The sequence below is a fragment of the Pseudoclavibacter sp. JAI123 genome (genome assembly GCF_013409665.1).
GTDB lineage: Bacteria > Actinomycetota > Actinomycetes > Actinomycetales > Microbacteriaceae > Pseudoclavibacter.
Map to the genome: position 1 here is coordinate 337,532 of NZ_JACCCM010000001.1, position 20,329 is coordinate 357,860.

16 protein-coding genes are annotated in these 20,329 nt (G+C 69.2%); 9 read left to right on the forward strand and 7 right to left on the reverse strand.

All coding sequences use genetic code 11. The features are described from left to right. Positions 1-56: 56 nt before the first annotated feature. The 3 genes from HDC34_RS01690 to HDC34_RS01700 all read right to left on the reverse strand — a co-directional run bounded on the left by HDC34_RS01690 (position 57) and on the right by HDC34_RS01700 (position 3,643). Positions 57-1,295: a saccharopine dehydrogenase family protein gene (locus HDC34_RS01690; RefSeq protein ID WP_179557051.1), complete on the reverse strand. Its 1,239-nt coding sequence runs from the start codon at positions 1,293-1,295 to the stop codon at positions 57-59. 126 nt (positions 1,296-1,421) lie between these two features. Then, positions 1,422-2,945: an APC family permease gene (locus tag HDC34_RS01695; RefSeq protein WP_179555579.1), complete on the reverse strand. Its 1,524-nt coding sequence runs from the start codon at positions 2,943-2,945 to the stop codon at positions 1,422-1,424. A gap of 155 nt (positions 2,946-3,100) precedes the next feature. After that, positions 3,101-3,643: a TetR/AcrR family transcriptional regulator gene (locus HDC34_RS01700; protein WP_179555580.1), complete on the reverse strand. Its 543-nt coding sequence runs from the start codon at positions 3,641-3,643 to the stop codon at positions 3,101-3,103. Between the two features lie 52 nt (positions 3,644-3,695). On the opposite strand from HDC34_RS01700, the gene HDC34_RS01705 reads away from it, so the two are divergent. Continuing rightward, on the forward strand, positions 3,696-4,871 hold the full coding sequence (locus tag HDC34_RS01705; protein WP_179555581.1) for an FAD-dependent oxidoreductase: 1,176 nt from the start codon (positions 3,696-3,698) through the stop codon (positions 4,869-4,871). A gap of 391 nt (positions 4,872-5,262) precedes the next feature. Here the strand turns inward: HDC34_RS01705 and HDC34_RS01710 are convergent, their stop codons facing one another. Continuing rightward, positions 5,263-6,120: an SDR family oxidoreductase gene (locus HDC34_RS01710; RefSeq protein ID WP_179555582.1), complete on the reverse strand. Its 858-nt coding sequence runs from the start codon at positions 6,118-6,120 to the stop codon at positions 5,263-5,265. A 257-nt stretch (positions 6,121-6,377) separates the two neighbouring features. On the opposite strand from HDC34_RS01710, the gene fdhA reads away from it, so the two are divergent. From fdhA to HDC34_RS01725, 3 genes are all read left to right on the forward strand, one after another. Then, positions 6,378-7,592 carry a formaldehyde dehydrogenase, glutathione-independent gene (fdhA, locus tag HDC34_RS01715; RefSeq protein ID WP_104313265.1) on the forward strand — a complete coding sequence of 405 codons (1,215 nt, stop codon included), beginning with the start codon at positions 6,378-6,380 and terminating at the stop codon, positions 7,590-7,592. A 197-nt stretch (positions 7,593-7,789) separates the two neighbouring features. Then, positions 7,790-8,611 (forward strand): alpha/beta fold hydrolase, encoded by an 822-nt coding sequence (locus HDC34_RS01720; RefSeq protein ID WP_179555583.1) that lies wholly within the window; start codon positions 7,790-7,792, stop codon positions 8,609-8,611. Next, positions 8,608-8,886, forward strand: a complete 279-nt coding sequence (locus tag HDC34_RS01725) for a DUF3253 domain-containing protein (RefSeq protein ID WP_179555584.1) — start codon at positions 8,608-8,610, stop codon at positions 8,884-8,886. Before HDC34_RS01720 ends, HDC34_RS01725 begins: the two co-directional genes overlap by 4 nt. An 86-nt stretch (positions 8,887-8,972) precedes the next feature. On the opposite strand, the gene HDC34_RS01730 is transcribed toward HDC34_RS01725, so the two are convergent. After that, positions 8,973-9,602 (reverse strand): hypothetical protein, encoded by a 630-nt coding sequence (locus tag HDC34_RS01730; RefSeq protein WP_179555585.1) that lies wholly within the window; start codon positions 9,600-9,602, stop codon positions 8,973-8,975. Between the two features lie 249 nt (positions 9,603-9,851). Further along, complete coding sequence (locus HDC34_RS01735) at positions 9,852-12,125, reverse strand: FdhF/YdeP family oxidoreductase (protein ID WP_104313479.1); 2,274 nt, start codon at positions 12,123-12,125, stop codon at positions 9,852-9,854. A 187-nt stretch (positions 12,126-12,312) separates the two neighbouring features. Here HDC34_RS01735 and HDC34_RS01740 point away from each other — a divergent pair, with 187 nt between their 5' ends. Both HDC34_RS01740 and HDC34_RS01745 read left to right on the forward strand, forming a co-directional pair. Further along, positions 12,313-12,759 carry a MarR family winged helix-turn-helix transcriptional regulator gene (locus tag HDC34_RS01740; protein ID WP_179555586.1) on the forward strand — a complete coding sequence of 149 codons (447 nt, stop codon included), beginning with the start codon at positions 12,313-12,315 and terminating at the stop codon, positions 12,757-12,759. Between the two features lie 102 nt (positions 12,760-12,861). Next, positions 12,862-14,334, forward strand: a complete 1,473-nt coding sequence (locus HDC34_RS01745) for an MATE family efflux transporter (protein ID WP_179555587.1) — start codon at positions 12,862-12,864, stop codon at positions 14,332-14,334. Positions 14,335-14,419: 85 nt separating this feature from the next. Here the strand turns inward: HDC34_RS01745 and HDC34_RS01750 are convergent, their stop codons facing one another. Beyond that, positions 14,420-16,558 (reverse strand): heavy metal translocating P-type ATPase, encoded by a 2,139-nt coding sequence (locus HDC34_RS01750; protein WP_179555588.1) that lies wholly within the window; start codon positions 16,556-16,558, stop codon positions 14,420-14,422. A 132-nt stretch (positions 16,559-16,690) separates the two neighbouring features. Between HDC34_RS01750 and HDC34_RS01755 the strand changes: the two genes are divergently transcribed. The 3 genes from HDC34_RS01755 to HDC34_RS01765 all read left to right on the forward strand — a co-directional run bounded on the left by HDC34_RS01755 (position 16,691) and on the right by HDC34_RS01765 (position 20,293). Next, entirely contained in the window at positions 16,691-17,551 is an 861-nt protein-coding gene (locus tag HDC34_RS01755; protein WP_179555589.1) for a MerR family DNA-binding transcriptional regulator, read from the forward strand. 438 nt (positions 17,552-17,989) lie between these two features. Then, positions 17,990-18,697 (forward strand): FadR/GntR family transcriptional regulator, encoded by a 708-nt coding sequence (locus tag HDC34_RS01760; protein ID WP_179555590.1) that lies wholly within the window; start codon positions 17,990-17,992, stop codon positions 18,695-18,697. A 105-nt stretch (positions 18,698-18,802) separates the two neighbouring features. Then, positions 18,803-20,293, forward strand: coding sequence for a four-carbon acid sugar kinase family protein (locus HDC34_RS01765; protein WP_374757235.1), 1,491 nt, complete (start codon positions 18,803-18,805; stop codon positions 20,291-20,293). The last annotated feature ends 36 nt before the right edge of the window (positions 20,294-20,329 follow it).

Genomic DNA, 20,329 nt, shown 5'->3' on the forward strand with positions numbered 1-20,329 from the left:
CGCTGCCGACCCGATATCGCACTGATGTTGGACAGGCGAGCAGACGAGCTGGCGGTCTACGCGGTGAGCTCGGCGCTGCGGTCCTGCACGTGCCACGGCGAACCGTAGCCTGACGGCTCGGCGCCGCCGAGGAGCTCGAGGAACGGCTTCGCGTCGAATGCCTCCGGTGCGAGCACTCCCGCGCCAGACCAGACGCCCGTCGCGAGCAGCTCGAGCGCGATGACGGGGTTGATGGCGGTCTGCCAGACGACGGCTTGCGAGTTGTCCTTCGCCATCGTCTCCTCGTTGTCGGCCACGTGGTATAGGTACACCTGCTTGGGCTCGCCGTCCTTGCCCTTGCCGGTCACGAGGAGTCCGGCGCACGTCTTGCCGCGCATGCGGTCTCCGAGCTTGGCCGGGTCGGGGAGGACCGCGGCGACGACGTCGCGGGGCGAGACCTGCTGGCCCTTGACGCTGACGGGCTCGGTGCTGTCGAGGCCGAGCATGTGCAGTGTCTTGAGCACGTCGATGAACTCCTGGCCGAGGCCGTACTTGAAGGTCACGCGCTTCGCGTTGGTCCAGCGCGGCATGAGCAGCACTTCTTCGTGCTCGACGTTCACGCACTCGACGGGGCCGATGCCTTCTGGGAAGTCGAACACTTCGGCCTCGCTGAAGGGCGGTGTCGTGTACCAGCCTCGCTCGCGCTCGTAGATGACGGGCGGGTTGAGGCACTCCTCGATCGTCGTCCAGATCGAGAACGACGGGGCGAAGTCGTAGCCCTCGACGGTCAGGTTGGCGCCGTCGCGCACGCCGAGCTCGTCGATCTCGGAGAACAGCTCGTCCTCGGCGTAGCGGGCGAAGACGTCGGAGAGGCCGGGCTCGACCCCGATGCCGCAGAGGGCGAGCACGCCACGCTCCTTGAGCGCGGCGTCGTGCTCGAACTGCTCGTCGCCGAGCTTCACACCCGTCTGCTCGTGCGGATGCTCGGGGTGCGGCTTCGAGAGGCTCATCGCCATGTCGAGGTAGGTCGCGCCGGCTGCGGTGACGCCCGTGAAGATGGGCATCACGAAGCGTGGGTCCACGGCGTTGAGGACGTGCGTGATGCCGTTGTCGCGGACGAGGGTCTCGACGGCTGCGGGGTCGGATGCGTCGACCTGCGCCGCTTGGAAGCGGGTGTCGTCGAGTTCGGCGACGAGGTCTTCTGGCCGGGTGGGGTCGTAGTCGGCGATGAGGCAGGAGTCGAAGAAGCTGCGGCGCTTCGCGATGCGGGCGGCGGCTGCGCCGACGCCTCCTGCACCGATGATGAGGATGTGCACGATTGGCCTTTCGTTGATCACGTGCGATGGATGGCGCCCGGTTCGCGGGGGTAAACCGTGCGGTTGGTAGGTGGTGGTGAGCAAGCAAGGCGCCCTGCGGGACTGCAGGGCGCCTTGCCTCGGGGATCAGTCCTCGGGGGCGAGGATCGCCGAGTGGCGGTTGATGGTTCGCTTCTCGAAGTAGTCCTTCGATCCGGGCATCGCGGCCCAGACGAACATGAGGATGAAGCCGATGACAAACGAGCCGATGCCGATGACGAACGCGCTGCCGAGGCCGAAGAAGGTCGTGTAGCCGTACTCGGGGTTCGCCATGTCGATTGCCGACTGGACGAACGCCCACACCATGAACACCCCGCCGAGCAGCGGGAACAGGAAGCGATACACGAAGTTGCGCGCCGACGAGAAGAGGCTCGTGCGGAAGTACCAGATGCAGGCGAAGCTCGCGATCCCGTAGAAGAACGCGATGGCGAGGCCGATGGAGAGGATGGAGTCCTGGAGGACGCTGTTCGAGACGAAGCTCATGCCGACGTAGTAGACGATCGCGACGATGCCCATCAGGAGCGTCGAGAAGGTCGGCGTCTTCGACTTCTCGCTGACGACGGCGAAGCGTGCGGGCAGGGCCTTGTAGACGCCCATCGCGAAGGTGCCGCGCGCGGTGGGGAGGATCGTCGTCTGCGAGGACGACAGCGAGGAGACGGCGACGGCGAGCACGAGGAACCAGCCCCACGGGCCCATCGCCAGGTCGGTGAGCACGGAGAAGACGTCGTCGGCGTTCTCCTCGTTCGCGAGGCCGGTGCCGGTGTCGCCGAGGCCGGCGTACATCATGACGACGATCGTGATGCCGACGTAGGTGATGAGCAGCAGCACCGTCGAGAGCACGGCTGCGCGGCCCGGCGTCTTCTTGGGGTCCTTGGTCTCCTCGGTCAGGGCGAGGCAGGTGTCCCATCCCCAGTAGATGAAGAGGGCGAGGATGATGGCCTGCACCATGCCGTGCCCGTCGGCGAGGAGCGGGTTGAACCAGTCGATGCTCACGGGGGTCGGGTCGGGGGCGGAGCCGTTGGCGTAGCCGATGAGGCAGCCGACGACGAACGCGGCCATGGCGGCGTACTGGATGATCAGCAGCACCACCTGCATCTTCTCGCCGAGCTCGATGCCGCGCATCGAGATCCAGGTCATGACCGCGATGATGAGCGCCCCGAAGAGGGTGACGACCACGCGATTCTCGGCCAGGGAGCCGTCGCCGATGAGCAGCAGGATGTAGACGGAGGCGATCTCGGCGAGGTTCGCCATGACCAGGATGCCTGCGACCGCGAGGGCCCAGCCGGACATCCATCCGGTGCGGGGGCCGAAGGCCTTCGCGGCCCAGGTGAAGACGGTGCCGCAGTCGTTGAGCTCGTTGTTGAGCTCGCGGTACGCGAATGCGGTGAACATCATCGGGATGAACGCCAGGATGAACGCGATGGGCGCCTGCTCGCCGACGGCGATGACGACGAAGCCGAGGGTCGCGGCGAGGGAGAAGAGCGGGGCGGTCGAGGCGAGGCCGATGACGGTCGACCCCCAGATGCCGAGTCGTGCTGGGGCGAGGCCCTTACCGATTGGCGTCTGCGTCGCCAGTGCTTCGGTGATCGGGCCGGGTTGTGCGTTGGTCATCATTGTCTCCCGCATCAAAGGGCCTGCCGCGTTCGCGGAGTGATGCTGAACTTACCATTCGGTCGGTGACGCGCCGAGGGATTTCTCGCATCCCGTCGTAACAGTTGTGTTTCCAGACGTGAGCGGATGCCAGGGGAGGATGCCTGGGCGGCTCGCTACGCGCGAAGCTTCTCGATCGCGCCCATGATCTCGGCCGTCGACTCCGCGTTGATGAACTTCTCGCTGCCCGCTCCGACGCTGAGCAGCGCGTTGTGGTTCATGCCGTCTCCGACGAACAGCACGAGGCGCGCGACCGCTGGGTCGCCGATGGCCCGGACGAGCGCGTCGAACCAGCCCTCGCGGCACTGGCGAAGCACATCCAGCGCATCCTTGTCACCGGTCTGCGCGAGGCGGTAGACGGCCTCGACGAGACGCTCGAGGAGGCTGTCGCGATCCTGCGAGGAGACGATGTAGTACGACACGGCGTTGTCGAGGTCGCCGAGCATGTTGTCGGCGTCGACCCGGGCCTGCGCCTGCAGCTCGGCGAGGAGCGCCGCGCCGAGGGCCTGCTTCGACGCGAAGTGATGGAGGACGCCGGCCTTCGAGAGCTTGCAGGTCGTGCCCACGGCTTCGAGGGTCGTCCCGCGCACGCCGGAGTCGACGAGCAGGTTCATGTACGCGGTGAGAATCTTCTCCCGCTGACCGGAGACGGTGAGCATTCGGCAATCGTACCCAGGAAGTGACCCGGGTGAGTGCGAGTAGCGTTGCGTCATGACTGACGTTGACGTGCTCATCATCGGCGGCGGAGCGATGGGGCTGTCGACCGCGTGGCAGCTGTCGAGGCGCGGCAGGAGTGTCCGGCTGCTCGAGCAGTTCCAGCCCGGCCACCACCAGGGCGCGTCCCACGGTGCGACCCGGAACTTCAACACCTCGTACACGCAGCCTGACCTCGTCGCGATGCTGCACGAGTCGCGCGCGCTGTGGACCGAGCTGCAGCTCGACTCCGGCCGGCAGATCCTCGACCTCGTCGGCCTCGTCAACCACGGGCCGGGGGCCGCGAGCCCGGACGTCCACGCCGCCATCTCCGCGGGAGGGGAGGCGGCCGAGCTGCTCTCGACGAAGGACGCGGGCGAGCGGTGGCCGGGCATCCGCTTCGACACCGAGGTGCTGCACCTGCCGAGAGCGGGCCGGGTCCGGGCCGCCGATGCGCTCACCAGCATGGCTGAGCTGGCCGCGGCGAGTGGGGCCGAGCTGAGCTGGGGCAAGCGCGCCGTGAGCGTCGTGGAGGAGACCGATCGGGTCGTCGTCGAGGCACACTCGTGGGGTGAGGCGCCGGAGCACCGCGGCCACGCGCGCGAGACGATCACGGCGAAGATCGTCGTCTCGGCCGTCAACGCGTGGACTCGTACGCTGCTCGCCGGCATCGTCGAGCTGCCGCGGATGCGGGTCACGCAGGAGGCACCCGTGCACTTCCGCGAGTTCAACGGCTACATCGACTGGCCGAGCTTCAACCACCTCCCGGCGTTCGGCCGCCCCGGGTACGAGGGGTGGCTTTCCCCCGTGTACGGGATGCTCACGCCGGGCGAGGGCATCAAAGCGGGTTGGCACGGAGTTGGGCCCATCGTGGACCCCGATTCGCGCGACTTCCTGCCGGTGCCGGCGCAGCTCGACGCGATCAGGCAGTACGCCCGCGACTGGCTGCCCGGCGTCGACGCTGAGAGCGCCGAACCGATCAGCTGCACCTACACGACCACCGACGACGCCAGGTTCGTGGTCGACAGAGTCGGCCGCATCGTCGTGCTCGCCGGATTCGCGGGGGAGGGCTTCAAGTTCGTGCCATCGATCGGGCGACTCGGTGCCGACCTCGCCGAGAACGGCCCGGGCGCGGCGCCCGAGCTGTTCTCCCTGAACCGGCCGCGCTCGCTCGCCGCGCAGCCCCTGCGGTAGCCACTCCGCGCATCCGATCGGCCGTGCGGCCGAACGCGCGCCCCGTCCCGTTTCCGTGTTCGTCTCGTCCCCGGGGCGTCTCGGGATGGGAAAGTCGCTTCGTGCGGGGAAAGTTTCCGCAACGAGGTGAGTTCTCCATGCCGAGTGGGGCGTTGCGTGCGTGCTCGCCATACCGGCTCGCCTGGCCCTGCGGGACCGGCGGCGGGCTGCACCGTGTCGCCTCGGCGGCTGCCGCCGCCGTTTCTAGCTGCCGCTTCCGTTTCGGGATGGCGTTCGCGCACGCGGATGCTCTGCAACCCATCTGCGTGCGTGTAACCCATCCCGAAAGCGGGCAAGTCGAGAGTCGAGAGCCTCAGGTCGCGGCGGCACGCTGCGCGCCGAGCTCGCGGCGCTACGCGGTGAGGGTGCGCAGCGTTTCGGCGAGGGTGGTCGTCGGTCGCCCGGAGACACGGGAGAGGTCGCCGGTCGTGAGGCCGAGGGCGCCGTCGCGGATGTTCGTGTCGAGCCCGGTGATGAAGCCGATCGTGCCTTCGTCGACGGCGTTCGAGGTGAGGGCCGCTGCGTGCTCCTCCGTGGTGAGGGCGCGGTACTCGACGTCGCGGCCGATGGCGTCGGCGAGGGTCCTCGCGAACTCGTCGAAGTCCCAGGCCTGGTCGCCGGAGAACTCGTAGACCTTGCCGTCGTGGCCGTCTTCGAGGGCGATCGCGGCGATGCCCGACGCGTAGTCGGCGCGTGACGCGCTCGCGACGCGGCCTCTGCCGGCGCTGTTCGCGATGACGCCAGTGGTCTCGCCCTGGGCGATCTCGGCGACGTAGTTCTCGGTGTACCAGCCGTTGCGGGCGACGGTGTACGGCAGGCCTGATTCGCGGATGAGGGACTCGGTGGCGACGTGCTCCGGGGCGAGGATGAGGGCGTCTGGGTCGCCGCCGAGGACGCTCGTGTAGATGATCCGGGCTGCGCCTGCGTCGTTCGCCGCGTCGATGATCGTCTCGTGCTGGGCGACTCGGGTCCCGACCTCGTTGCCGGAGATGAGCACCACGGTGTCGCCGGCGCTGATCGCCTCTGCGGCTGTCTTGGGGCGCGCGTAGTCGATGACGGCAGTGCGGACGCCCTTCGAGGCGAGCTGCTCGAGGCGCTCCACGTTGCGCCCGCCCGCGACGATGTCTGCGGGAGCAGCGCCTCGTTCGAGCAGGCTGTCGATGACGAGGGTGCCGAGCTGTCCGGTGGCGCCGGTGATGACAATTGCCATGCTGTGGTGTTCCTTCCGAGAGGGTGCTTGCAGCTACAACAACCACGGGATCGTCGCGGCTATTCCGGACGGACCGGTGGAAACGTCGCGGCCGGTCACCCGGACATGCGCCTGTGCATCCACTCCTCATCCGTCCCGGATCCTGGCGCGGCGTTGGGGTGGACCATAGCCTCGAAACACTGCGTAACAGAGACGTTCGCAGGGCTGCGCGTTCGCGCGCACCGCACGCAGCATCCGCTCAACTCAAAGGAGAGATCATGGCGAGCAACAGAGCTGTCGCGTACAAGGGGCCGAACGAGGTCGAGGTCATCGACATCCCATACCCCGAGTTCGAGTTGAAGGACGGGCCGGGCGTGAACCCGGCGAACGTGGGTCGGCAGGTGCGGCACGGCGCCATCCTGCGCACCGTGACCACGAACATCTGCGGCTCCGACCAGCACATGGTGCGCGGTCGCACTACGGCCCCCGTCGACCTCGTGCTCGGGCACGAGATCACGGGCGAGGTCATCGAGGTCGGGCCGGACGTCGAGTTCATCAAGGTCGGCGACATCGTCTCGGTGCCGTTCAACATCGCCTGCGGGCGCTGTCGCAACTGCAAGGCGGGCAAGACGGGCATCTGCCTCAACGTCAATCCCGACCGTCCCGGCAGCGCGTACGGCTACGTCGACATGGGCGGCTGGGTCGGCGGGCAGGCTGAGTACGTGCTCGTGCCGTACGCCGACTGGAACCTCCTCAAGTTCCCCGACCGCGACCAGGCGCTCGAGAAGATCCTCGACCTGACGATGCTCTCCGACATCTTCCCGACCGGGTTCCACGGTGCGTACACCGCGGGTGTCGGCCCGGGGTCGACCGTCTACATCGCCGGCGCCGGGCCCGTCGGCCTCGCGGCCGCGGTGAGCGCCCAGCTGCTGGGCGCTGCGTGCGTCATCGTCGGCGACCTCAACGAGGACCGTCTCGCGCAGGCGAGGTCCTTCGGCTGCGAGACGGTCGACGTCTCGAAGGGCGACCCTGGTGAACAGATCGAGCAGATCCTCGGTGTGCCGGAGGTCGAGTGCGGTGTGGATGCGGTGGGCTTCGAGGCCCGCGGTCACGGCTCGGACGCGGGGCACGAGGCGCCCGCGACGGTGCTCAACTCGCTCATGACGGTGACGGAGGCTGGCGGAGCGCTGGGCATCCCCGGCCTGTATGTGACGGGCGACCCGGGCGGCGTCGATGATGCCGCGAAGGTCGGCTCGCTGTCGATTCGTCTCGGCCTCGGCTGGGCGAAGTCGCTGTCGTTCACGACCGGCCAGTGCCCGGTCATGAAGTACAACCGCCAGCTCATGCAGGCGATCCTCTTCGACAAGGTGAAGATCGCGGATGCAGTGCAGGCGACCCCCATCACGCTCGACGAGGCTCCGAAGGGGTACGCCGACTTCGACGCGGGAGCGCCGAAGAAGTACGTGCTCAACCCGAATGGCTACGTGAAGTAGCTCTGCGCGGGGGACAATAGACCGCGACAGAGCGTGGATGGCGCCGAGCCTCGCGCTGCAGGGATGGACTGCAGTGCGGGGCTCGACGTATGCGTCGGGGGCTTTCGCCTGGTTTTGTCGGTGGCCGGGTGCAGACTGTCGTCGTAGTCGAGTGCGGGCACCGAGGCCGGTACTTGCGGGCGCAGGGGAGCAGGAACATGGTTGCAGCAGAACAGAACGACTTGGGTGGGGTGCGCGTCGACCGCGAGGTCGCCACCTCCGCCGACGGGACCCGCATCGCGTACGAGATCCGCGGGGAGGGGCCTGTGGTGGTCATCGTCAATGGTGCCTTCTCGACGGCGCGCGATGTGACGGAGTTCGCGATGGCGCTCGTCCGGGCGGGATTTGCGGCTGTCTCCTACGACCGTCGCGCTCGCGGGGACAGCGGCGACACGAAACCCTCGGCACCGGAGCGCGAAGCTGAAGACCTGGCGGCCGTCATCGACGCGGTCGGCGGCCGGGTGAGTGTCATCGGGCATTCCTCTGGCGCCGTGCTCGCGCTCTTCGCCGCGTCGCTGGGCGTGCCCGTGCAGCATCTGTTCCTCTCCGAGCCTCCGTTCCGCTTCGGACAGCACGAGCCTGCCGCCGATCTCGCCGAGCGTCTGCAGCGCCTCGTCGACGACGGCGACGAGGCGACGGCCGTCTCCACCTTCCAGCTCGAAGGCGTGGGCCTTGACCCTGCCCTCGTGGAGCAGATCAAGCAGAGCCCGATCTTCCCTGGGCTCGTGCCGCTCGCGCAGTCGACCGTCTACGACGCGCAGCTCGTGCGCCAGGTGTCGACGCCCACGGAGGCGATGGTCGCCGTGCAGGTGCCCGTGACGATCGTCGTGGGCGGCGACACGTTCCCGTTCCTCGCGAGCGCCGCGAAGCGGCTTGCCGAGACCCTGCCGGGCGCGGAGCTCGTCGAGGTTGCCGAGTCGGTTGGTCACCGCGTGCATCCCGAAGCGACGGCGAAGGTGCTGGCGGAGCGGCTGCTGTGAGCGCGGCTGGCGACCCCGAGAGTGGCCCCGATCGCGCTGGCGGGCAGCTCGAGCGGGTGATTCTCGATCTCCTGGACAAGCGCGCCGAAGGGGCCACGATCTGCCCATCGGAGGCGGCTCGAGTCGTCGGCGGCGACGAGTGGCGAGATGAGATGGAGGCGGCGAGGGCCGCCGCGCGGCGACTCGTCGAGTCGGGCGAGGTCGACATCACCCAGGGCGGCGAGGTGGTCGACGGCGCGACGGCCAAGGGGCCGATCCGCATCCGCCGCCGCTGAACCATCCGCACCGCCCGAACCATCCGCACCGCCCGAACCTTCCGCACTGGCCGAAGCAGCCGCGCCGACCGAACCTTCCCTGCTGCTCAGTCCCAGTAGGTGATCGTGCGGTACACGATCATCATCTCCCCGGCGGAATCGACGGAGACGAAGAGCGTCGGGAAGGCCCAGAACTCCGCGTCGAGCGGTTCGACGTCGACGCGCGTGCACGCGTAGGTGTCGTCGATCACGGTGAAGGCGTCGCTCAGGGTCTGCTGGATGCGGTCGTCATCACGATGCACGCAGGTGACCGGCGAACCCGCGTACTGGGTCAAGGCGTCGCGGATGTCGCTGTTGTTCTGGATCCGCGACACGATCTCGGGGTCGCCTGACTTGTCGGCCACCGTCACCCAGTCGCCCTCATCCACTGCGGTGAAGAACATCTCCGCGACGCTCTCTGCACCCTCGATGCTTCCGTCCGGATCGAAGACGTCTGAGCCGGTCTCCGACGAGCCGTCCGTTCCTGTGTCGCTGCTGTCTGTGTCGCCGTCGGCCGTCTCGGCCGGGGCGGCCGTCTCGGTCACCGTGACCGTCTCGGTCACGGCCGGCGGAGCCGAGGTGGCAGGTGATGCTGGAACTTGGCAGCCCGCGAGCACCAACGCCCCCGCCGTGGCGGCAAGCACAGAGAAGACCCTGCGCGGGGTCAGACCTGGATTGGATTCCTGTCGAGTGGACATGATCGTCCTCCTCTCATGGCGCGGACCCGAATCTCGGGTCCCGCGTTCAGAGGACGGAGGAGGGCCAGAAGTGTCCGGGCGCCCCTCCGCCCGATCTTTCGTACACTAAGGAATCGGCTTGACTCCGCCCCGAAAATGGAGTCACGGACCGGTCCCGCTCGCCTGTCAGCTCTCTGAGCATGTGAAGCGGGAGTCGAGATTCAGGCCGGCCCGGAGAGCGCTCGGAGCGAGTTCGGAGCTTGCCCGCGCCTACGAGGCGAGCTTCTCCAGCCGGACGACGATCGACTTCGACGTCGGCGTGTTGCTGACGTCGGCGGTCGAGTCGAGCGGCACGAGCACGTTCGTCTCCGGGTAGTACGCGGCGACGCAGCCGCGCGGCGTCGAGTAGACCACGATGCGGTGGCGGTCGCTCCGGCGTTCCTCGACGGTGCCGTCGCGGCCCGGCCACTCAGAGACGATGTCGACGTGGTCTCCGTCCGCGAGGCCCTGGTCGCGCGCATCCGCCTCGTTGACGAACACGACGCGCCGCGCGCTCTTCACGCCCCGGTACCGGTCGTCCTTGCCGTAGATGGTGGTGTTGAACTGGTCGTGCGAGCGCAGCGTCTGCAGCAGGAGGCGACCCTCCGGCACCTTCGGGTACTCGAGCTCGTTCACGGTGAACTTCGCCGTGCCGCCGATGCTCGAGAAGTCGCGGCCGTCGCGCGGGCCGTTCGGCAGGATGAACCCACCCGGCTCGTCGATCTTCGCCTCGAAGTCCTCGAAACCGGGGATGACACGGGAGATGGACGATCGCACGTTCGCGTAGTCGGCGCGCAGCTCGGCCCAGTTCACCTGCGGCACGTTCGGCCGCGATCTGGTGAGGACCCGCTCGGCGAGCATCGTCACGATCGCGACCTCGCTCAGCAGCTCATCGCTGGCCGGCTCGAGGCGTCCGCGCGAGGCGTGGACCGCGCTCATGGAGTCCTCGACGGTGACGCGCTGCGTGCCGCCCGCCTGTCGGTCGCGTTCGGTGCGGCCGAGGGTGGGGAGGATGAGGGCCCGGCGTCCCGTCGCGACGTGCGAGCGGTTGAGCTTCGTCGACACCTGCACGGTGAGGGCGAGCGACTCCATGGCGGCCTCGGTCACGGCCGTGTCCGGCGTCGCGCGGGAGAAGTTGCCGCCCATCGCCATGAAGACGCGGGCCTTGCCGTCGCGCATGGCGCGAATCGCCTCGACCGTGTCGTAGCCGTGCTTGCGGGGGGAGGCGAACGAGAACTCAGCGTCGAGCTTGTCGTGGAACGACTCGGGCATCTTCTCGAAGATGCCCATCGTGCGGTCGCCCTGCACGTTGGAGTGCCCGCGCACGGGGCAGACGCCCGCACCCGGCTTGCCGATGTTGCCCTGCAGGAGCAGCAGGTTGACGCAGTCGCGGAGGGTCGGCACGGAGTGCTTGTGCTGCGTGAGGCCCATGGCCCAGCAGACGATCGTCGACTTCGAGGCGAGCAGCATCTCGCCGGCCTCGCGGATCTCAGCCTCGGTGAGGCCCGTGGCCGTCTCGACCTCCGGCCAGTCGAGCCGCCGGAGCGACTCGAGGTACGCATCCACCCCCTCCGTCTTGGCGGCGATGAACTCGGCGTCGAACACGGTACCGGGGTTGGCCTCCTCGGCGTCGAGCAGGATGCGCCCCAGCGCCTGGAAGAGCGCCTGGTCGCCGCCGAGCTTGATCTGCAGGAACAGGTCGTTCAGTGCGGTGCCGCCGAGCACCATGCCGCGCACGGTCTGCGGGTTCTCGTACCGCATGAGCGCAGCCTCCGGCAGCGGGTTCACGGCGATGATCTTGCCGCCGTTGATCTTCGCCTTCTCGAGCGCGGTCAGCATGCGGGGGTGGTTGGTGCCGGGGTTCTGGCCGGCGATGATGATGAGGTCGGCCTCGTGGATGTCCTCGAGGCTCACCGAGCCCTTGCCGATTCCGAGGGTCTCGCCGAGGGCTGAGCCGCTCGACTCGTGGCACATGTTCGAGCAGTCGGGGAGGTTGTTGGTGCCGAGTCCGCGCACGAACAGCTGGTAGACGAACGCCGCCTCGTTGGAGGTGCGGCCCGAGGTGTAGAAGATGGCCTCGTCCGGGCTCGACATCTGGGCGAACTCGTCGGCGATGATGTCGAACGCCTCGTCCCAGCTGACGGCGCGGTAGTGCGTGCCGCCCTCGTCGAGGAGCATGGGATGCGTCAGGCGACCTTGCTGGCCAAGCGAGTAGTCGTCCCACGTGCGCAGCTCCTCGACGGAGTGCTCGGCGAAGAAGGTCGGCGGGATGCGCCGCTTCGTGGCCTCCTCGGCGACGGCCTTGGCGCCGTTCTCGCAGAACTCGGCGGGGCTGCGGTGCTTGCCCTCCGGCCACGCGCATCCGGGGCAGTCGAAGCCGTCCTTCTGGTTGATGCGCAGCAGGGTGCGGGCCGTGCGTGTCGCGCCCATCTGTGCCGTCGTGACCTTGAGCGAGTTGAGCACGGCGGGGATGCCGACGGCCGTGATCTTCGGCTCGGAGAACATGGCGGCGGTCTCGTCGATGTTCTCGACGATGCGCGCTACGCCGTCGACGGGCTTCGCGTGCTTCTCTGGATGCTTCGGTTCGGGCATCGTTGCTCCTCCCGGGGAATCCGCCCAGTCTACGCGCGGGGTGCGGACGCGTCGCGGGTCCATCTTGACGGTTAGATATCTAACTGTCATAGTTCTAACTATGTCGGAGACAGCACCAGCCCCTCGCGCGCCCCTCGAGTTCGTTCGGTGGATCAGCTGGGCCCAGATGAAGGCCGGGGAAGACTGGACTCGCGAGCGCGAGCTCACCCGGCCGCAGAGCTTCGTGCTCGGCTACCTCGTGCAGAGCCCAGGGGCCAGCCAGTCGGAACTCGCGCGCATGAGTCGCACGACGCCCGCCAGCGTCTCGAGCCTGCTCCGCGGTCTCGAAGGGCGAGGGCTCATCGAACGCCGCACTGAGGGCGGCGACGAGCGCACCAAGCGCGTCTACGCCACGCCAGCCGGAGCCGAGCTCATCGCCGGGTTCGAGGACGCCATGATCGCCGCAGACGAGACGATCCTCGCGCCGCTCGACGCCGACGAGCGGGCCGCGCTCCAGGCGCTGCTCGCCAAGATCACGGCGCAGCTCCCGCAGCCAGTGCGCGACTAGCCCCGGAACCGGCCCCGAAACCCACGGCCGGGCCGCGCATCCACCCCTTCACGTGCCGACGTTGGTCGGCGCGCTCTTCGTCCTGCCCAGAAAGAAGCAGCCATGACCACTCCACCTCCAACCGAAACAAGGGGCGACCTGTCCTCAGCCACTGAAGTCTCCGCGGATGCCCCGCGCACGAACCGCTGGTATCTCTCGTCGGCGCCCATCATCAGCGCGCTCCTGCACCTGTGTGTGCCGATGGCCGCCGCGATGATCGTCGGGGCGATCTACAACCTCATCAATGCAGGGTTCATCGGCTCGCTCGACAACACGGCCCTGCTTGCAGCCGTCACCCTCGGGTCGCCGATCCTCGGCCTCGTCATGGGGGTCGGGAACGTCTTCGGGGTTGGGGGAGGGGCGCTCGTCTCGCGCCTCCTCGGCGGCGCCGAACGCGACCCGTCGAAGGCGGCGACGATCAAGCGGGTCGCTTCCTACTCGCTCTGGGGCTCGGTGGTCGCGGGCGCTGTCGTCGGCGGCATCGGGCTCGTGTTCCTGTCGCCGCTCGTCTCGCTGCTGGGCGCGGATGCGTCGGTTGCGGCGCCCACGAGCGCCTTCGTTGGCGTGCTGCTCGGCTTCGTGCCCGTCCTCGCGGCGGCCGTCTGCCTCGAGCAGCTCGTCCGAGCGGAAGGCGCGGCGAAGCAGGTCATGGTGGCGCTCATCCTCTCCGCCGTCGCGAACCTGGCCCTCGACGCCCTGTTCATCCTGGTGCTCGGCTGGGGAGTGGCGGGGGCTGCAGTGGCGACCGGGCTCGCGAACCTCGTCGTCGTCACGTACTTCGTGGTCTGGCTGACCCGCAACAGCGAGCACGTCAGTCTCTCCCCGCGCTGGTTCACGCTCGCGGGCTCCGTGCAGAAGCCGGTGCTCGGTGTCGGCGTGGGCACGCTGCTCCAGTCGGCCTTCCTCATCGTCACGGCGCTTGTGCTCAACAACCTCGCGGCCGCCTACGGCGAGGGCCCGCTCGCCGCCATGGGGGTTGCCGTCCGCATCGCGCAGGTGCCCGAGTTCCTCATCATGGGCGTCACGCTCGGCGTGCTGCCGCTCCTCGCCTATTCGTACGGGAAGGGCGACGGCGCCCGTTTCGCATCCGCACTGCGAGCATCCGCGATCACGGTCGGTGCGGTCGCCGCGCTCGCGGCCACGCTGGTGCTGTGCTTCCGCGACCAGGTGTTCACGCTCTTCGTGGCCGACGAATCCGTGCTCGCGATCGGCGTTGTCGTGCTCGCTGCGCAGCTCATCGCGATGATCGCGAACGGCTTCACGGGCCTCATCACGTCGCTGTTCCAGGCGACTGGCCGGGCCCTTCCCGCGACCATCATGTCGGCCGCTCAGGGGGTGCTGTTCATCCCGGTGGTGATCGCGGGAAGCATCTGGTTCGGCCTGGCCGGCATCATCTGGGCGCTCACCGTCACCGAGGTCGCGGTGCTGGCCGTCGGGGTGATCCTGTGCGTCGCACTGGACCCCGCACTCAAGCGCGGCCTCGCGGAGGGCAGCGCCGAGCGAGCGGAGGAAGCACTCGAGATGGCGGCGGCCTGAGCGAATACTGCACGTGCCCTCGCCGGTCCGGCGACACGAACGCCCTGCCGCAGACCCGTGCGGCAGGGCGTTCGTGTCCCCTTTGCTACTTCACGCAGGCGCTGGCGCCCGGTGAGAGGTCGACGCGGCGCAGCAGCTGCGCGTTGAGGGCGACGACGATCGTCGAGAGCGACATGAGCACGGCGCCGATCGACATGGGCAGGATGAACCCGACGGGTGCGAGGATGCCCGCCGCGAGTGGCACCGACAGCAGGTTGTAGCCGGCCGCCCACCAGAGGTTCTGCTTCATCTTGCGGTAGCTCGCTCGCGACAGCTTGATGACGGAGAGCACGGAGCGGGGGTCATCGCTCGCGAGGATCACCCCGGCGGACGCGATGGCCACGTCCGTGCCCGCGCCGATGGCGATCCCGACGTCGGCCCGGGCGAGGGCCGGGGCGTCGTTGACGCCGTCGCCCACCATCGCGACCTTCTTGCCCTCGGCCTGCAGCTCGGCGACCTTCGCCGACTTGTCCTCGGGCCGCACGCCGGCGTAGACGCGGTCGACGCCGAGCTCCTCGCCCACCGCGCGGGCCACGGCCTCGGCGTCACCCGTGATCAGGACGACCTCGATGCCCAGGCGGTGGAGTGCATCCACGGCCTCGCGCGACTCGGGGCGGATCTCGTCGGCGAGCTTGAGGCCGCCCACAACCTCGCCATCCCGCACGACGTGCAGGATGATCGCGCCGTCGCCGCGCCACGCATCCGCTTCATGGATTTCGGATGCACCAAGCTCCTCGAGGAGGCGCGGGCCGCCGACGCGGACCTCCCGCCCGTCGATCGTCGCCGTGACGCCGACCGCCGGTGAGGAGGTGAACTCGGACGACGCGGGTACGGAGAGACCGCGCTCGGCCGCCGCGCGGACGATGGCCCTGGCAAGCGGATGCTCGCTGTCGGTTTCCGCCGCGGCCGCGACGGCGAGTACCTCATCGGCCGTGAGGGCACCTGCGACGGCGATCTCGGTGAGCATCGGCTCGCCCTTGGTGAGGGTGCCCGTCTTGTCGAAGAGGACGGCGTCGATGATGCGGGTGCTCTCGAGTGCGAGGCGGTCCTTGATGAGGACGCCGCTGCGTGCCGCCTTCTCGGTGGCGATCGACACGACGAGCGGGATCGCGAGGCCCAGTGCGTGCGGGCAGGCGATGACGAGGACGGTGATGGTGCGCATGACGGCGGCGTCAGGGTTGCCGACGAGCGTCCAGACGATCGCCGTGATGGCGGCGGCACCGAGGGCGAACCAGAACAGCCAGGCGGCCGCTCGGTCGGCGATCCGCTGCGTTCGTGATGTCGAGTTCTGTGCTTCGGTGACGAGCCGCTGGATGCCGGCGAGGGTGGTGCTGTCGCCCGTGGCGGTCACCTGGACGCGCACACCGGAGTCGGTCGCGACGGTCCCGGCCGTGACCGTGTCGCCGACGCCGCGGGACACCGGGCGCGACTCGCCGGTGACCATCGCTTCGTCGATCTCGGCCCTGCCCTCCGTGATCCTGCCGTCAGCCGGCATGCTCGCGCCCGGCCGAACCACGACGAAGTCGCCGACGGCCAGCTCGGCGGGGGAGACCCGCACGATGCGATCGCCTTCCACGCGTTCGGCGCTATCCGGCAGCAGGGCCGCCAGGGAGTCGAGCGCCGAGGTGGTCTGCGCGAGCGAACGCATCTCGATCCAGTGGCCGAGCAGCATGATGACGATCAGCAGCGCGAGCTCCCACCAGAACTCCAGGTCGTGGTGCAGGAGGCCGAGGCTCGCGCCCCAGGAAGCTGCGAACGCGACCGTGATCGCGAGTGCGATGAGCAGCATCATGCCGGGCTTGCGCGCCCTGAGCTCGCCGATCGCGCCGGTCAGGAACGGGCGCCCGCCCCAGACGTACATGACGGTGCCGAGGATGGGTGCGATGAAGACCGCGCCGGGAAAGTCGGGGACCTCATAGCCGAGGAGCATCGCGAACATGCTCGAGAAGCCGATGACGGGCGCGGCGATAACGAGGTTGATCCAGAAGAGGCGCCGGAACTGCGCGACGTGATCCGCGCCGTGGCCGGCGTGGCCGGCGTGCCCTGCCGAGTCCCCGTGCCCCGCGTGGGTGTGCGCTTCGTCCTCGTACCCCGCGTGCTCGTGCTCATGCTCGTGCTCGGAAGGCTGGCCGTGCGTGGTCGCCTGGCCCGGCTTGTGGGTGTGCGCTTCGTGCTGTGTGCTCATGGGCTTCTCCTCGGCTTGGCGACGTGGTGCGGTGTCGCGTATACCCCTTGGGGGTATAGGGGTTAACCGGCCAGCGTTCCCGTGTATTCCCGCCCTTGACCTTCCTGTTACGGGAGGCGGCAGGCTTGAGTCATGCTCACCATCGGAGAATTCGCGAACACGACCGGCATCAGCGTGAAGGCGCTGCGTCACTACGACGAGACGAAGGCGCTTGTCCCCTTCGAAGTGGATGCGGCGACCGGGTATCGCAGGTACGCAGAGTCGCAGGTGCGCGACGGCGCCCTGCTGCAGGCGCTGCGGGCAGCCGGCGTTCCGTTGCCTACCGCGGCGAGGGCTCTTCGAGACGGCGACGTGGCCGACGTGCTGCGTCGCCACCGGGTGAATGTGCTGCAGCAGCGTGATGCCGAGGATGCGGCCATGACGGCTGCGGATGCAGTGCTCGCGGCATTCGCGCGCCCGGTCGTCGTCGAGGAGCGGCGACTCGGGGCCACGCCGTTCGTCGCGCGCGTCATCCCGCTGCCCGCCGCCCTCGACGCGGGCGCCGACGGTGCGGGCAGGGACGGCGCGGTACTGACGGATGAGGACGCGAATGGAGAATTCGGCGAACTGTACCGGCGCAGTGTCGAGGCTGGGCTCGAGCCGGGTCCCGCGTTCTGGACATCGCTTCGGGAGGCCCCGGGCAGCGCGGCGCGAGCCCCTGAACTGCAGATGCTGCTCTGCTGGCCGGTCGCGCGCAATCCGGAAACCGGAGACGCGTCGTGGGACGACGAGCGCATCCTCGCCGACGAACTGCCGCCGCGGACCGAGCTTGTTGCCGTGTGGCGGGCGGACGGCGCTGACCTGCCGGACGGCTCCGTGCATCCGGCCGTCGTGGCCCTCTTCGACGCGCTCGCGCAGCGCGGGGTGGCGCTCCAGTCGCAGGAGGTGCGCCAGCGCGTCGTCGGCGAAGACGAAAGCGACTTCGCCGTGGAAGTCGCCGTCACGCTGCCGTGACGCGGCCCCACCTCCGCCGCCCTCCCCGCCCTGCCACCTCCACCTCCGCCGCCCCGCCCCGTCCCCGTCGCCGTGCGCCTGCCCGATCGCTGCCAGTCAATTGGCCCGTATGGCCGCGGCTGTAGGGCCACTTGACTGGCAGCGACCGAGTCGGGCGGCGGCTGAAGGGCCACTTGACTGGCAGCGACCGAGTCGGGCGGCGGCTGAAGGGCCACTTGGCTGGCAGTGATCCCCCTCGAAGCGCGGTGCAGCTCGGAACGGCGGAAGCGGTGGCAGCGATCGGGTGGCGGATGCGCGGGAGCGAGGCCACGGGCGCGGGGCACGGGTGCGGGGTGAGCGCGCGGGGTGCACGCGGGGTGCACGCGCGCGGGCGTAGGGGTGCGGGCGCTGCCCCGCCGACTACCATTGCGAGTTCGGAGGTCACCACCGGAGGTCATCATGGCGAGAGCGTCGCTTGTTCAGTCGGTCAGCGACCGGCTCCTCGATGACATCATCTCGGGGGAGCTGCCGCAGGGGGCTCCGCTGCCGCGCGAGATCGACCTCGCCGAGCGGCTCGGCGTGAACCGCCTGACGCTCCGTGAGGCGCTCAAGACCCTGCAGGCGCAGGGCGTCGTCCAGCCGGTCCCCGGCACGCGCGGCCGCGTGCTGCCGATGGAGGACTGGACCGGCATCGAGCCGCTCCTCCGCGCTGCGACCTCGACCGGCGGCAAGGCGCAGGCCTCCGTGCAGCTCGTCCAGCTGCGGCGGATGATCGAGACCGGCGCGTGCGAGCTCGCGGCCCCGCTGCGCACCTCCGACGACCTCGAGCGACTCGAGGCGTACCTCGAGGAGATGCGCGCCGCATCCGCCGCCGACGACGTGCACACGTTCGTGACGGCCGACATCGCGTTCCACGACGTGGTGCTTCGGGCCAGCGGCAACCCGTTCCTGCGTGTGCTGCTCGAGCCGCTCGGCCGCTTCCTCTACGAGCGCCGCTACGAGACTTCGGCCGTGCCGCAGGTGCAGGTGAATGCGATCCGCGAGCACGCGGGGATCCTCGAAGCGCTCCGATCCGGCGAGCCCGCCGCCGCCCGCGTCGCGATGGAATCGCACATGCAGCAGACCGCGGATGATCTGCAGCAGTACGTGCTCGGGCCTCAGGCCTGACCGCGCCGCTATATCCACGCATCCTGAGCAGCGATATCAGATATCTCCTTGACAACACTCTCCGTCGGGCGCAAGCTATCTGATATCCGATTACAAGGGAGTTCTCTGATGGATGAAACCCGACTGCTCGCGCAGTACCCCGCCCCAGTGCACGTCGATGCCGCGGAGGTCGCCGACCCGGTCCGCGAGTCGGGAGTGACCCTCATCGTCCTCGACGACGACCCGACGGGGACGCAGTCGGTCGCCGACCTCCCCGTCCTCACCCGCTGGGAGCAGGACGACCTCGTCTGGGCGCTCGAGCAGGGCCGCGACGCCGTCTACGTGCTGACGAACACGCGCAGTCTCGACGCGGAGTCCGCCGCCGCGCGCAACCGCGAGATCGTCACGGCGGCACTCGCCGCCGCCGAGCGCCTCGAGCGCCGCGTCGCCTTCGTGAGCCGCGGCGACAGCACGCTGCGCGGCCACTACCCGCTCGAGACCGACGTCATCGCGGCGACGCTTGAAGAGCTCGGCGGCCCGGTTCCCGACGGCGTCCTCATCGTCCCCGCCTTCCCGGACGCTGGCAGGGTCACCATCGGGGGCATCCACTACTACCGCCAGAACGGCGAGCTCGTGCCCGTCGCCGAGACGGAGTTCGCGAGGGACGCGACGTTCGGATTCCGCAGCTCGGCCCTGCCCGAGTGGGTCGAGGAGAAGACGAAGGGCCGCTGGGCGGCCGCCGATGTCACCGTGCTCTCGCTCGACATCATCCGCAGCGGGCCGGAGGCGGTCGCCGCCGTGCTGCAGGATGCGCGCGACGGCCAGCCGATCGTCGTCGATGTGGTCATCGAGGACGACATCCGCATCGTCGCCCTCGGGCTCGAGCTCGCAGAGGCCGACGGCAAGCAGTTCCTGTACCGCGTCGGGCCGCCGTTCGTGCGGGCCCGCATCGGGCAGGAGATCGCGTCGCCCCTGGAACCGGCCCAGCTCGCCCGCGACGACGCAGCCGGATCCGCCGCCGGCGGCCTCATCGTCGTCGGCTCGCACGTCGACCTCACGACCCGCCAGCTCGCGGCCCTCCACCAGGAGCACCCCGACCTCCCGACCGTCGAGCTCTCCGTCTCGGCGATCATCGACGCCGACCATCGCGAGGCGCACCTCGACGACGCCAAGGCGCGCGTCATCGAGGCGCTCGCGGTCGGGGACGTCATCCTCCACACGAGCCGCGAGCTCGTGAAGACCGACGATGCGGATGCGTCGCTCGCCATCTCGAGGAACGTCTCGGCCGCCGTCTGCGAGGTCGTCGCCCACGCGCTCCGCGAGACGCCGCCCAGCTTCGTCATCGCCAAGGGCGGCATCACCTCGAGCGACGTCGCCACCAACGGCCTCGAGATCCGCCACGCGGTTGTCCGCGGCCCCATGCTCCCGGGCATCGTCTCCCTCTGGCAGGCGGTCGGAGGACCGGCCGACGGCATCCCCTACGTCGTGTTCGCCGGCAACGTCGGCGACGAGGACTCGCTCGCGCGGGTCGTCGAGAAGTTCCACGCGAGCGCCGCGACCGGCGTCGTCCCCGCAGCCGGCGCGGCAGCACCCGCATCCATTCCCGCATCCAACTGATCAGCAACAGCGCTGAGACCCGTACGCGCATTCATT

Excerpts from the sequence above, each read along its gene's own strand:
- HDC34_RS01740 (WP_179555586.1), top strand. The coding sequence starts at position 12,313 with ATGTCGGAGACAGCACCAGCCCCTCGCGCGCCCCTCGAGTTCGTTCGG.
- fdhA (WP_104313265.1), top strand. The coding sequence starts at position 6,378 with ATGGCGAGCAACAGAGCTGTCGCGTACAAGGGGCCGAACGAGGTCGAG.
- HDC34_RS01750 (WP_179555588.1), bottom strand. The coding sequence starts at position 16,558 with ATGAGCACACAGCACGAAGCGCACACCCACAAGCCGGGCCAGGCGACC.
- HDC34_RS01700 (WP_179555580.1), bottom strand. The coding sequence starts at position 3,643 with ATGCTCACCGTCTCCGGTCAGCGGGAGAAGATTCTCACCGCGTACATG.
- HDC34_RS01720 (WP_179555583.1), top strand. The coding sequence starts at position 7,790 with ATGGTTGCAGCAGAACAGAACGACTTGGGTGGGGTGCGCGTCGACCGC.
- HDC34_RS01735 (WP_104313479.1), bottom strand. The coding sequence starts at position 12,125 with ATGTTCTCCGAGCCGAAGATCACGGCCGTCGGCATCCCCGCCGTGCTC.
- HDC34_RS01730 (WP_179555585.1), bottom strand. The coding sequence starts at position 9,602 with ATGTCCACTCGACAGGAATCCAATCCAGGTCTGACCCCGCGCAGGGTC.
- HDC34_RS01705 (WP_179555581.1), top strand. The coding sequence starts at position 3,696 with ATGACTGACGTTGACGTGCTCATCATCGGCGGCGGAGCGATGGGGCTG.
- HDC34_RS01760 (WP_179555590.1), top strand. The coding sequence starts at position 17,990 with ATGGCGAGAGCGTCGCTTGTTCAGTCGGTCAGCGACCGGCTCCTCGAT.
- HDC34_RS01695 (WP_179555579.1), bottom strand. The coding sequence starts at position 2,945 with ATGACCAACGCACAACCCGGCCCGATCACCGAAGCACTGGCGACGCAG.
- HDC34_RS01755 (WP_179555589.1), top strand. The coding sequence starts at position 16,691 with ATGCTCACCATCGGAGAATTCGCGAACACGACCGGCATCAGCGTGAAG.
- HDC34_RS01745 (WP_179555587.1), top strand. The coding sequence starts at position 12,862 with ATGACCACTCCACCTCCAACCGAAACAAGGGGCGACCTGTCCTCAGCC.
- HDC34_RS01710 (WP_179555582.1), bottom strand. The coding sequence starts at position 6,120 with ATGGCAATTGTCATCACCGGCGCCACCGGACAGCTCGGCACCCTCGTC.